At 73.8% G+C, this 12,708-nt stretch carries 10 protein-coding genes; 5 read left to right on the top strand and 5 right to left on the bottom strand.

Annotation, left to right across the window (positions count from 1 at the left end; translation table 11 throughout):
* Positions 1–142: 142 nt before the first annotated feature.
* The 3 genes from AC0B9F_RS03265 (at position 143) to nirD (ending at position 4,427) form a co-directional block, all read left to right on the top strand.
* Positions 143–1,387, top strand: coding sequence for an NAD(P)/FAD-dependent oxidoreductase (locus tag AC0B9F_RS03265; RefSeq protein WP_471998502.1), 1,245 nt, complete (start codon positions 143–145; stop codon positions 1,385–1,387).
* Positions 1,388–1,512: 125 nt separating this feature from the next.
* Positions 1,513–4,080 carry a nitrite reductase large subunit NirB gene (gene nirB / locus AC0B9F_RS03260; RefSeq protein ID WP_471998992.1) on the top strand — a complete coding sequence of 856 codons (2,568 nt, stop codon included), beginning with the start codon at positions 1,513–1,515 and terminating at the stop codon, positions 4,078–4,080.
* Entirely contained in the window at positions 4,077–4,427 is a 351-nt protein-coding gene (nirD, locus tag AC0B9F_RS03255) for a nitrite reductase small subunit NirD (protein WP_471998501.1), read from the top strand. Before nirB ends, nirD begins: the two co-directional genes overlap by 4 nt.
* A gap of 159 nt (positions 4,428–4,586) precedes the next feature.
* Here nirD and AC0B9F_RS03250 read toward each other — a convergent pair whose 3' ends face one another.
* The 3 genes from AC0B9F_RS03250 to AC0B9F_RS03240 all read right to left on the bottom strand — a co-directional run bounded on the left by AC0B9F_RS03250 (position 4,587) and on the right by AC0B9F_RS03240 (position 8,078).
* Complete coding sequence (locus tag AC0B9F_RS03250; protein WP_471998500.1) at positions 4,587–5,210, bottom strand: class F sortase; 624 nt, start codon at positions 5,208–5,210, stop codon at positions 4,587–4,589.
* A 223-nt stretch (positions 5,211–5,433) separates the two neighbouring features.
* Positions 5,434–5,955 carry a hypothetical protein gene (locus AC0B9F_RS03245; RefSeq protein ID WP_471998499.1) on the bottom strand — a complete coding sequence of 174 codons (522 nt, stop codon included), beginning with the start codon at positions 5,953–5,955 and terminating at the stop codon, positions 5,434–5,436.
* 449 nt (positions 5,956–6,404) lie between these two features.
* The gene (locus AC0B9F_RS03240; protein ID WP_471998498.1) at positions 6,405–8,078 is read right to left on the bottom strand and encodes a M4 family metallopeptidase; all 1,674 of its coding nucleotides are present in this window, start codon (positions 8,076–8,078) and stop codon (positions 6,405–6,407) included.
* A 128-nt stretch (positions 8,079–8,206) separates the two neighbouring features.
* Between AC0B9F_RS03240 and AC0B9F_RS03235 the strand changes: the two genes are divergently transcribed.
* Positions 8,207–8,638: a gamma-glutamylcyclotransferase family protein gene (locus AC0B9F_RS03235; RefSeq protein WP_471998497.1), complete on the top strand. Its 432-nt coding sequence runs from the start codon at positions 8,207–8,209 to the stop codon at positions 8,636–8,638.
* Position 8,639: 1 nt separating this feature from the next.
* On the opposite strand, the gene AC0B9F_RS03230 is transcribed toward AC0B9F_RS03235, so the two are convergent.
* Together AC0B9F_RS03230 and AC0B9F_RS03225 are read right to left on the bottom strand one after the other, a co-directional pair.
* Positions 8,640–10,808 (bottom strand): molybdopterin oxidoreductase family protein, encoded by a 2,169-nt coding sequence (locus AC0B9F_RS03230; RefSeq protein ID WP_471998496.1) that lies wholly within the window; start codon positions 10,806–10,808, stop codon positions 8,640–8,642.
* Between the two features lie 102 nt (positions 10,809–10,910).
* Positions 10,911–11,582, bottom strand: coding sequence for a SanA/YdcF family protein (locus AC0B9F_RS03225; protein ID WP_471998495.1), 672 nt, complete (start codon positions 11,580–11,582; stop codon positions 10,911–10,913).
* A gap of 175 nt (positions 11,583–11,757) precedes the next feature.
* Between AC0B9F_RS03225 and AC0B9F_RS03220 the strand changes: the two genes are divergently transcribed.
* Positions 11,758–12,627: a sirohydrochlorin chelatase gene (locus tag AC0B9F_RS03220; RefSeq protein ID WP_471998494.1), complete on the top strand. Its 870-nt coding sequence runs from the start codon at positions 11,758–11,760 to the stop codon at positions 12,625–12,627.
* The last annotated feature ends 81 nt before the right edge of the window (positions 12,628–12,708 follow it).

Raw genomic sequence — 12,708 nt, 5'->3', positions numbered from 1 at the left:
GGCGTCCGGGGCGCCCTCACACCGCCCCCGCAGAGCCCCTCGGTTCCCTCACACCCACCCCCCGCCCCCGCTGAGCGCAGCGTTCCTCCCGGGAAACAGAGGTGAACCCACCGGGAAACACCCGGCCCGCACGCTCGACGGCATGACCTCGAAAACGCGTGTGGTGGTGATCGGCGCCGGGCTCGCGGGCGTACGACTCGCCCGGCGGCTCGGTGAGCTGGGCGTGGCCGTCACGCTGGTCGGCGAGGAGGAGCACCAGCCGTACAACCGGGTGCTGCTCGCCGAGGTGCTGGCCGGGCGCTACAGCCCGGACGTGATCGCGCTCCCGGCGCCCGCCGGCCTTGTCCGTGCCCGCGTCACCGGCATCGACCGCGCCGAGCGCACCGTGCGCTGCGCCGACGGCACCGGGATCGCCTACGACACGCTGGTGCTGGCCACCGGCTCCAACTCCGTACTGCCGCCCCTGCGCGGGCTGTTCACGCCGGATCGCGAACTCCCCTACGGCGTCCACGCCTTCCGTACGCTGGACGACTGCCTCGGGCTGTCCAAGGCCGTACGGCCCGGCGTCAAGGCCGTCGTCATCGGGGGCGGCCTCCTCGGCGTGTCCGCCGCCCGCGCGCTCGCCGTCCGCGGCGCCCAGGTCGTCCTCGCCCAGCAGGCCGAACGGCTCATGGAGCGCCAGCTCGACCCCAACGCGTCCGCGCTGGTCCACCGGCACCTGACCGGACTCGGCGTCGAGGTGCACACCGAGTGCCGGGTGCGCGACGTGCGCTGCGTCGGCGGCGCGGTGCGCTGTGTGGAGATGGCCGACGGATTCGCCCTCGACGCCGAACTCGTCGTCCTCGCCTGCGGGGTGCACCCGCGCGCCGGGCTCGCCAAGGACGCCGGACTCGCCGTGGACAAGGGCGTCCTCGTCGACGACCGGCTCACCACGTCCGATCCCCGCATCCACGCCATCGGGGACTGCGCGCAGCACGACGACATCGTCTACGGCCTCGCCGCGCCCGCCCTCGAACAGGCCGACCTCCTCGCCGAGTTGATCGCCGGGAAGAGAGAAGGGGGGAGAGAGGGAGGCGGAGGCCTCCGGTACACCGGCACCCGTTCCCTCACCCGGCTCACCCTCGCCGGACTCGATCTCGCCGGTCTCGATCTCGCCGCGTTCGGCGAGACCGTCGCGCTGCCCGGCGACGACGTCGTGCAGCTCACCGACGCCACCCGCGGCACCTATCGCAAGGTCGTCGTCCGCGACGACCGCCTGGTCGGCGGGGTCCTCGTCGGCGAACTCGGCACCGTCGGCGCGCTCGCCCGCGCCTGGGAGGGAGCAGAGCCGCTCCCGACGAACGGCGGCCCCCTGCTCCACCTGCTCACCCATGACGGAGGCTCCTGATGTCCCCGGACACCACCCCGGACACCCCCACGGCCGTCCCCGCGGACACCGCCACGGGCACCCCCACGGCCGTCCCCGCGGACACCGCCACGGGCACCCCCACGATCGTGCTCGTCGGCCACGGCATGGTCGGTCAGCGCTTCCTCGAAGCGCTCGCCGAGCGCGGGCTGACCGCCACGCACCGTGTGGTCGTGCTGTGCGAGGAGCCGCGCCCCGCCTACGACCGCGTCGCCCTCACCTCGTACTTCTCGGGCAGGACGCCCGAGGACCTGTCCATGACGGACATGGAGTTCATCAAGGACCACGGGATCGAGCTGCACATCGGGGACCCCGCCGAGAGCGTCGACCGCACGGCCAAGAAGGTCACGGCGAAGTCCGGGCAGGTCTTCCCCTACGACACCCTCGTCCTCGCCACCGGCTCCTACCCCTTCGTCCCGCCGGTCCCCGGCAAGGACGCCACCGGCTGTTTCGTCTACCGCACCATCGAGGACCTCCTCGCCATCGAGGAGTACGCGGGCCAGAAGGCGTCCACGGGCGCCGTCGTCGGTGGCGGGCTGCTCGGGCTCGAGGCCGCCGGTGCGCTCAAGGGGCTCGGCGTCGACACGCACATCGTGGAGTTCGCGCCGCGGCTGATGCCCGTGCAGGTGGACGAGGGCGGCGGCGCGGCCCTGCTGCGCACCATCGAGGACATGGGGCTGTCCGTGCACACCGGCGTGGGCACGCAGGAGATCCTCGCCGGCGACGACGGCGCGGTCACCGGCATGAAGCTGTCCGACGGCTCCGAGATCGCCACCGACATGGTGATCTTCTCCGCCGGTGTCCGCCCCCGCGACCAGCTCGCCCGCGACTGCGGTCTGGCCGTCGGGGAGCGCGGCGGCATCACCGTCGACGCGCAGTGCCGTACCGTCACCGACCCGTTCGTCTTCGCCATCGGCGAGTGCGCGCAGGCGGTGGACGGGCGGGTGTACGGGCTGGTCGCGCCGGGGTACGAGCAGGCCGCGACCGCGGCCGCCACGATCGCCGACGACGAGGCCGCCTTCACCGGCGCCGACCTGTCCACCAAGCTCAAGCTGCTCGGCGTCGACGTGGCCTCCTTCGGCGACGCGCACGGCGCCGCCGGCGACTGCCTGGACGTCGTCTACTCCGACTCCCGCGCCGGCCTGTACAAGAAGCTGGTCATCGGCCGCGACGGCACCCTGCGCGGCGGCATCCTGGTCGGCGACGCGGAGGCCTACGGCACCCTGCGGGCCCTGACCGGCTCCGTCCCGCCCATCGCTCCGGAGTCCCTCGTCCTGCCCGCCGGCGCCGACTCGGGCGCCCAGCTCGGGCCCTCCGCCCTGCCCGACGACGCGATCATCTGCTCCTGCCACAACGTGACCAAGGGCGTCATCCGCGGCGCGGTCACCGAGCACCGGTGCACCACCGTGCCCGAGGTGAAGAAGTGCACCAAGGCCGGTACCGGCTGCGGCAGTTGCGTCAAGGTGCTCGGCCAGCTGGTCACCGCCGAACTGGAGGCGTCCGGCGTCGAGGTCGACAAGGGACTGTGCGGCTGCTTCTCCCAGACCCGCGAGGAGCTGTACGAGATCGTCCGCGCCCTGCGCATCGCCTCCTACCAGGACCTGCTCGACCGGTACGGCCGCGACGGCGCCCGCGGCGGCGACGGCTGCGAGGTCTGCAAGCCCGCCGTCGGCTCGATCATCGCCTCCCTCGCCCCGGCGATCGGCGCCAGCGGATACGTCCTCGACGGCGAACAGGCCGCGCTGCAGGACAGCAACGACCACTTCCTCGCCAACCTCCAGAAGAACGGCTCCTACTCCGTCGTCCCCCGCATCCCCGGCGGGGAGATCACCCCGGAGAAGCTCATCGTGATCGGGGAGATCGCCCGGGACTTCGGGCTCTACACGAAGATCACCGGCGGGCAGCGGATCGACATGTTCGGCGCCCGCGTCGAGCAACTCCCGCTGATCTGGACCCGGCTGGTGGACGCCGGCTTCGAGTCCGGGCACGCCTACGGCAAGGCGCTGCGTACGGTGAAGTCCTGCGTCGGCTCGACCTGGTGCCGCTACGGCGTGCAGGACTCGGTGCGCATGGCGATCGACCTGGAGCTGCGCTACCGGGGCCTGCGCTCCCCGCACAAGCTGAAGTCGGCGGTCTCCGGCTGCCAGCGCGAGTGCGCCGAGGCCCAGTCGAAGGACTTCGGCGTCATCGCCACCGCGGGCGGCTGGAACCTGTACGTCGGCGGCAACGGCGGCGCCACCCCGCGCCACGCCGACCTGCTCGCGCAGGACCTGTCCGACGCCGAACTGGTGCGTCTGATCGACCGGTTCCTGATGTTCTACATCCGCACCGCCGACCGCCTGGAGCGCACGAGCACCTGGCTGGAGCGGATCCCGGGCGGCCTCGACCACGTACGGGACGTGGTCGTGCACGACTCGCTCGGCATCTGCGACGAGCTGGAGGCGCTGATGCGGGCGCACGTCGCCCACTACCGCGACGAGTGGGCCGAGACGGTCAACGACCCGGAGAAGCTCGCCCGGTTCGTGTCCTTCGTGAACGCCCCCGACACCCCCGACCCGGTGGTCGCCTTCGTCCCCGAACGCGACCAGATCAAGCCCGACCTGCCGCTGCTGACCCTCGGCATGCGGCCCACCGCAGACCCGGCAGACGTCCTGGAAGGAAGCGCCCAGCGATGACCCTGGCACTCGAGACCACCGACCTGAAGGTCCAGCTCCAGCTCGCCGACGACTGGTTCACGGTGTGCGATCTGAGCGTCCTGAGCCCCGGCCGCGGGGTGGCGGCGCTGCTGCCGGACGGCCGGCAGGTGGCCGTCTTCCAGGACCGCTCCGGCACGCTGTACGCCGTCGACAACCGCGACCCGTTCACCGGCGCGGCGGTCCTCTCCCGGGGCCTGACCGGCACCCACCAGGGCCGCCCGTTCGTCGCCTCCCCGCTGCTCAAGCAGCGCTTCGACCTGGCGACGGGGGAGTGCCTGGACGACGAGACGGTCCGGGTGACGGCGTACGAGGTCCGCGCCCGCTGACCCACGGCCCGCGATCCTGCGTGAGCGAGGGAGTGGGGTGAACCCCGGACCCCCCGCTTCCGTGGCAGCACCCTCGTGCGGGACGCCTCCGGGCGGGAGGCTGGACGCACCGCATCCAGCAGCCCGTCCGGCTGATCCCGCCCCGGACACGCGCCGGGCTCAGCGCCGGCTGCCGCTCAGGTGGGCGAAGACGACCACGTTGCCCTGGTAGCCGGTCGCGCGGGAGTAGCCGCCGCCGCAGGTGATCACCCGTAGCTCGGGGCGGTGGGCGGCGCCGTAGACCTTCTGGTCGGGGAAGTCCTCGGCGCGGTAGACCTCGACGGCGTCCACGGTGAACACGGCGGTGCTGCCGTCGCGCCGGTCCACCTCGATGGCGGCGCCCTTCTTCAGCGCGCCGAGGTCGTAGAAGACGGCGGGGCCGTCGGCGTTGTCGACGTGCCCGGCGACGATCGCGGTGCCGCGCTCGCCGGGGCTGGTGCCGGCCTCGTACCAGCCGGCGAGGTTCTTGCGGCCGGCGGGCGGGACGTCCAGGCTGCCGGCCGGGGTCAGTGACAGGCCCATCAGCGGGGCGTTCACGCGGATCGACGGTATGCGGATCCGGTCGGGCGGGGACGGCGGCAGCGCGGGTGCGGCCGAGCCGCCGGCGCCCGGGCCGGCCGACGCCTCGGCGGCCGACGGCTGCGGCGGGGCGTGTCCGGCGGTGCCGCTGTGCAAAAGCCAGGCGCCGGTGCACAGGGCGGCGGCGGTGACCGCCGCTATCGCGGTGTTGCCGACCCGGCGCATGGGAACCCCTCTCGACGGTACGGCCTCGCGACGATCGACGGCCGTGGAGCGAACCGGCAAACGACGACCCGTGGACTGCGGCGGGTCAGGTCACGGCCTCCCCGGAGAAGCCGGGGCTCCCCGAGGGGCCGTCGCCCCGTGCCCCCTCCGGGCCGCGAGGGGCGTCGGACCCGGAGGGGGAGGGGACCTGCGGTACCGGCGGACGGACAGCGGAGGGTGTCCGTCAGATCCCGTCGCCTCTCGCCCGGCGATGCAGGAGCCAGGTACCGCCCGCGGCGGCGACGGCGAGAGCCGCCACGCCTGCCGCGGTCTGCACGGGGTCGGGGCCCAGGGCTCCGCCGACCCCCGTCTTCACACTTCCGTGCGGTTGCAGCTGCCCGCGCTCGGCGGTCAGCGCCACCACCAGGTCGCCGCGGACCACGCGGCCGCCCTCCGCACACGTGGCGACGATCTCGTACGTCCCGGGCTGCGCGCTCGGCGGCACCCGGAACTGCCCGATCGCGTCGCCCTCGTGCGTGCTCGGCGCCAGGGTGAACCGGCCGGCGCCGACCGCGCCGGCGTCGCCGGTCGCCGCGCCGCCGTCGCCGCACGCCGCGGTGTTCACGGTGACGTCGGCGCCGGGTGACACGGTGGCCGGGTACACCTCGAGGCCGCCGGCGTCCGCCGCGTACCCGGGCGCGGCGAGTGCGCCCAGAGCGGTGGCGGCGAGCGCGGCAGCGGTCAGCACGCGGACGGTGCGTCGCATCGGTGCTCCTTCGAGCGGTCGGTTGCCCCTGCTCTTCCGAGGTAAGGGCCCGCACGCCGCGGCCGCTTCCTGAGGGTGCGTCAAAAGTGCGGCGAACGGGTGCCCCGGGCGGGCGAAACGGCGCCTTCCCGAGGCCGTTTCAGCAGGTCAGAGGTACCGAGGGGACGCAGGGGCGAAGTGCACCGGATGGGCGTGACCCACCGGTGTGAACGGGCCGGCGCCCGCGCTCCGGCCCGGCTGGGACAGGTCCGCTCCCGGCGCCGCCGGCCTCACCCCCTGGCCAGGCGGGCCCGTCGCTTCACCTCACAGTCATGAGCATGGCGAAGCTGCCAGAACTTCGACCTGCTCAGCTCCTGCGCGACGACCGTGTCCTGAGCCGGAGACGGCACGCGAACGCCGTACCGGTGAGGAGAGGTCTCCCCGCCGGTACGGCGCCGTCCGTTCCTTTGTCAGTTCACGTTGACGGCGCTCCACGCCGCCGCCACCGCGTTGTACTCCGTGCTGCCCGCGCCGTAGAGGTCCTTCGCGGCGTTCAGGGTCGCCGTGCGCGCGCCCGCGTAGTTCGTCGAGGAGGTCATGTAGACCGTCAGCGCGCGGTACCAGATCTTGCCGACCTTGTCCCGCCCGATCCCGGTGACCGTCGAGCCGTTGGACGTCGGCGAGTCGTAGCTGACGCCGTTGATGGTCTTCGCGCCGCTGCCCTCGGCGAGCAGGTACGCGAAGTGGTTGGCGACGCCGGAGGAGTAGTGCACGTCGAGGTTGCCGACCGTGCTGCTCCAGTAGTCCGCGGAGTTGCCGTCCTTGGACGGCTTGTCCATGAACCTGAGGGCGGCCTTGCCGAAGCCGGGCTTCACGATCTTCTCGCCGATGAGGTAGTCACCGGTGTCCGTGGGGTTGTTCGCGTACCACTCCACCATCGTGCCGAGGATGTCGGAGGTGGCCTCGTTGAGCCCGCCGGACTCGCCGGAGTAGGTCAGCGCGGCCGTCTTGGAGGTGACGCCGTGGGTCATCTCGTGCCCGGCGACGTCCAGGGCGACCAGCGGGCCGAAAGTGGTCCCGTCGCCGTCGCCGTACGTCATGCAGAAGCAGCTGTCGTCCCAGAAGGCGTTGTTGTAGGCGTTGCCGTAGTGGACGCGGTTGTAGGAGCCCTTGCCGTCGCCGCCGATGCCGTTGCGGCCGAGCACGTTCTTGTAGTAGTCCCAGGTCTCGTCGGTGCCGTACTGGGCGTCGACGGCGGCCGAGGCGCGGTCGGTGGTGGCGCCGGTGCCCCAGTGGTTGTCGGCGTCCGTGAAGAGGGTCGCGGGGGCGCGGCTGAAGCAGATGTTCAGGAAGCACACGTCGGTCTTGTTCGCCGCGTCACCGGTGTAGGTGTTGCCGCGGGTGGGGTCCTTGAGCTGGTACGACGAGCCCGACTGCGTCGTCTCCAGCGCGACCGTGCCGCTGTAGAGCGACTTTCCGTCGCCGCTCACGTGCTCCAGGCTGTCCCAGGCGTCGATCTGGGCGCCGCTGGCGGCGTCGGTCAGGACCGTGCGGGCCACCGGGTTGCCCTGGGCGTCCTGGGCGACGGCGTTGGTGCGCCAGGCCAGCTTGGGCGCGCCGTGCAGGGCGTCGACGACCAGCTCGGGCTTGGCGGTCAGCCGGCGCAGGGTCTGGCCGAGGTTGACCGCGCGCAGCGCGTTCGCGGCCAGGCCGGCGGCCCTGTCCCCGGCGACCTTCGGGGTGACGCTCGGCAAGGAGAGCGTGGACCTCGTCGCCCGGGAGGCGCTGCGGTAGCTGCCGTCGGGGGCCAGGTGGACCACGAAGTCCCCGCCCAGCACGGGCAGTCCGTGGTAGGTGCGGTCGTACCGCACGTGCTGGGTGCCGTCCTTGTCCACGATCACGTCGCGGACCGTGGTCCTGACGTCGCCGGTCAGACCCAGCGCGGTGGCGTGGGAGCGCAGCACGTCCGTGGCGTGGGCGATCGCGGTGGCCCGGCTCGGCCGGTCGGCCGCCTGCGCGGCGGGGGAGAGGGCGGCGGCCAGCAGGGCCGCGGTGGTGGCGGCCACGCCGGCGGTGGCGAGACGGGATCTGCGGGAGCTGCGGTGGGTGCGGGACTCCGGGTCGTGCTGCCGTATCCGACTCATCGTTCTCCTCGGAAAGGCGCCTCGGGGCGCGTGGGGGCGGCGCAGATGCTGACCCAGATTTAAGAGGCCATGACATGTCATGTCCATAGCGCGTACGAGGAGGTGTGTGTGGGGTCAGAATCGTTTCTGTGACCCTCCCGCCCCCGCCGCACCTCCCGTTCTTCGTCTACGGCACCCTGCGCCCCGGCCGGCCCAACCACGACCTGTTCCTGCGCGGCCGCACGGCGAGCGAGGAACCGGCCCGGATGCCCGGCCTGAAGCTGTACGCCGGACCCGGCTACCCCTACGCCGTCGAGGAGCCCGGGGAAGTGGTGAGCGGCGAACTGGTGACGGCGCGGCCGGAGGCGTACGGCGAACTGCTCGTCGTCCTCGACCGGTTGGAGGAGTGCGTCCCCGGCGACCCGCGCAGCCTGTACGACCGCGTGGCCCGCGAGGCCGTCCGGGACGGCGACGGCACGCCGGTCCGGGCGTGGGTGTACGTGGCCGCGCCCGCCGTCGCGGCACGACTGCGGGCGCGGGGAACGCCGATCGAGGGCGGGGACTGGCCCGCCCGGCGGTGACCTACGCGGAGGCGACGGCCTCCAGCCGTACCGCGCACACCTTGAACTCCGGCATCCGCGACGTCGGGTCGAGGGCCGGGTTGGTCAGCGTGTTGGCGCGGCCCTCGCCCGGCCAGTGGAACGGCATGAACACCGTGTCCGAGCGGATCGCGGTCGTGATCCGGGCCGGTGCCACCGCCCGCCCGCGCCGCGAGACCACGGCCAGCAGGTCGCCCTCCGCCGCGCCCAGCCGGGCCGCCAGACGCGGATGCAGCTCCACGAACGGCCCCGGCGCCGCCCGGTTCAGCTCCTCCACGCGCCGGGTCTGCGCGCCCGACTGGTACTGGGAGACCACCCGGCCCGTGGTCAGCAGCACCGGGTACTCGGCGTCCGGCTCCTCCGCCGCCGGCCGGTGCGACACCGGCACGAACCGGGCCCGGCCGTCCGGCGTCGCGAACCGGTCGAGGAACAGCCGGGGCGTGCCCGGGTGCGGACCGGGCGCCTCACGCGCCGGGTCGTCGTCCGCCACCGGCGCGTCCAGGACGGCGTCCTCACCCTCCTGCGGGTCCGCTCCGCTCCCGTCCGGCGCCGGGCACGGCCAGAACACGCCGTCGCCCTCGGCCAGTCGCGCGTAGGTGATCCCGGAGTAGTCGGCGGGCCCGCCCGCGCTCGCCCGGCGCAGCTCCTCGAAGACCTCCTCCGGGTCGGTCGGGAACCCCTTCTCCACCCCGAAGCGCGCGGCGAGTCCGTGCAGCACGTCCAGGTCGCTGCGCACCCCCTCGGGCGCGGTGAGCGCCTGCCTGCGCAGCAGCACCCTGCCCTCCAGGTTGGTGGTCGTGCCCGTCTCCTCCGCCCACTGCGTCACCGGCAGCACGACGTCCGCGAGGGCCGCCGTCTCCGACAGCACGACGTCGCACACGGCGAGGAAGTCCAGGGACCGCAGCCGCTCCTCGATGTGTGCGGCACGCGGCGCCGACACCACCGGGTTGGAGCCCATCAGCAGCAGGGCGCGGATGTCGGAGCCGAGCGCGTCCAGCAGCTCGTAGGCGCTGCGCCCCGGCCCCGGCAGCGCATCGGGGTCCACGCCCCACACTCCGGCCACGTGCCGTCGCGCCGCCGGATCGTCCAGCTTGCGGTAGCCCGGCAACTGGTCGGCTTTCTGCCCGTGTTCGCGCCCGCCCTGCCCGTTGCCCTGCCCGGTCAGGCAGCCGTACCCGGACAGCGGCCGCCCCGCCCGCCCGGTCGCCAGGCACAGGTTGATCCACGCGCCCACCGTGTCGGTGCCCTTGGACTGCTGCTCCGGACCGCGCGCGGTGAGCACCATCGCCGCCTCCGGCTCGCAGAACATCCGCACTGTCTCACGCAGTTCGGGCACGGACACGCCCGTGATCCGCTCCACGTACTCCGGCCAGTGCGCCATCGCCGCCGCCCGCGCCTCCTCCCAGCCGGAGGTGCGCTCCCGCACGTAGTCCTCGTCGACGCGGCCCTCGGCGACGACCAGGTGCAGCAGGCCCAGCGCCAGCGCCAGGTCGGTGCCCGGCCGGGGCGCCAGATGCAGGTCGGCCTGCTCCGCCGTCCGCGTCCGCCGCGGGTCGACGACGATCAGCTTCCCGCCGTTCTCCCGCAGCTCCTGGAAGTAGCGCAGCGCCGGCGGCATGGTCTCGGCGAGGTTGGAGCCGACGAGGATCACACAGCCGGTCCGGGGCACGTCCTCCAGCGGGAACGGCAGCCCCCGGTCCACACCGAACGCCTTCGTGCCCGCCGCCGCGGCCGACGACATGCAAAAACGACCGTTGTAGTCGATCTGGGACGTGCCGAGCACCACCCGCGCGAACTTGCCGAGCGAGTACGCCTTCTCGTTCGTCAGGCCGCCCCCGCCGAACACGCCCACCGCGTCCGGACCGCTCTCCACGCGCGCGTGGCGCAGCGCCCCGGCGATCCGGTCCAGCGCCTCGGTCCACGACGCGGGCTCCAGCGTCCCCGCGGCGGAGCGCACCAGCGGCGAGGTCAGGCGCACCCGGGAGGACAGCACGGCCGGCGCGGTGCGGCCCTTGCCGCACAGCGCGCCCCGGTTCACCGGGAAGTCCGCGCGCTCCGTCACCTCCACCGTCCCCTGCGGGGCGGGCGTCAGATTCATCCCGCACTGCAACGCGCAGTACGGGCAGTGCGTGGGCGTCGCGGTGTTCTGCATGCCCCTCAGCCTGCGCCGGCCGTGTTACGGCCCCCACGACGTGGTGTTACACGGCCGGGACGGCGACCTCCCCGCGGCCGGCCGGGCACGGTGAGGCGGCGGTCAGCGCCTGCTCGCCAGTGCCCGCGCCACGCCCGGCTCCTTGGGGCCGAGGAAGCGCGGATCGGGCCGGAAGAGGGCGTCCAGCGCCGCCTTGCCGGCCGCGAAGACCTCCCGGGTCCCGCCGTAGTACCAGGTCACGTCGTGCCGCTCGTCCACGCCGACGCCGTACGACGTCACCCCCGCCGCCTCGCACAGCGCCACCGCCCGCCGGATGTGGAAGCCCTGGCTGATCAGCACGGCCCGGTCCACCCCGAAGATCTTCCTGGCCCGCACACAGGAGTCCCAGGTGTCGAAGCCCGCGTAGTCGCTGACGATCCGCTCCGTCGGCACGCCGTGCTTGCGCAGATACGTCCGCATGGCGTCCGGCTCGTCGTAGTCCACGCGGCTGTTGTCCCCGGTCACCAGCACGGCCTCGATGCGCCCCGCCCGGTACAGCGCGGCCGCCGCGTCCAGCCGGTGCGCCAGGTACGGCGACGGCTCCCCGTCCCACAGGCCCGCGCCGAAGACGACGGCGACCTCGGTGTGCGGCACGTCGTCCGTGCCGCGCAGCCGGTCGCCCGTGACGGCGTACATCCAGGTCGCGGGGGACAGCGCCAGCACGCACACGGCCATCACCGCCTGCACCAGCCGGCGCTGTCCGGTACGCGTGCGGGGCAGTCTCCAGCGGCGCATCGTTTCCTCGGCCCCCTCCTGATCGGTCCCGCCTGTTCGGTCCCGATCCCTCAGGACGCGCCGGCGGCCGATCCGGTTCGCTCACACCGCGCACGGGCCCGCGGTGAGCGGCAGGAAAAGACAGCCGTCACGGTCGCGCAACCAAGGCGCAACCTGGCGCGGCCAGGATCCTTCCATGACGGCGTCGAACCCTCCCCGTGGCGAAGCCCCCCTCGACAGCACCGCAGCCCCCCTCGACAGCACCGCGCACCTGCTGACCGCGATCAGCACCGAGCTGACCGGCCGGCTCCGCCTGGTGCGCCCGGACGGCCGGCGCCGCCCCGCCCCCGCCGCCCTCGTCGTCGTCGCCCACGGCAGCCGCGACCCGCGCGCCCTGAGCACCGTCCGCACCCTCCTCGAGCGCGTCCGCGAACTGCGCCCCGCGCTGCCCGTGCACCTCGGCCACATCGAGCTCAACGCCCCCCTGCTCTCCGACACCCTCACCGCCCTGGGCGACACCGAGGCGGTGCTGGTCCCGCTGCTGCTCACCCGCGGCTACCACGTCAAGCGGGACATCCCCGACCTGGCGGCCGCCTCCCCGGTACGCGCGCGCGTGGCCGCACCCCTCGGCCCGCACCCGCTCCTCGTGGAGACCCTGTACGCCCGCCTTACGGAGGCCGGCTGGCCCGTGCGGATGACGGAGGCCGAGCGCCGCGCGAGCGCCGTGGTCCTGGCCGCCGCCGGCTCCCGTGACCCGGACTCCGCGGCCGGCACCCGCCGCACGGCCCACCTCCTCGCCGACCGCCTGGGCGTCCCGGTCGTCCCGGCGTACGCCTCGGCGGCGACCCCCACGGTGGAGGCGGCGATCCGGGCGCTCACGGCGCGGGGCCGGCACCGGATCGCGGTGGCCTCCTGCTTCACGGCCCCGGGGCGTTTCGCGGCCCAGTGCGCGGCGCGGGCCCCCTGGATGGCGACCCGGCCCCTGGGCGCCCACCCGGCGATGGCGCGGCTGGTGCTGCAGAGGTACGACCAGGCGCTGCGGACGCCGGCGGCGACAGCCGCCTGAGATCCACTCCCGGGAACCCGCGCAGGCTGCGCGCGGGGCGTCGATCCGCATCGGTGGCGCCTACAATGGATCTCAGATTCT

It is taken from the genome of Streptomyces sp. NPDC097129 (genome assembly GCF_055668065.1).
Note: the sequence above shows the minus strand (reverse complement) of the source record. Positions and strands in the feature narration are given on the sequence as shown.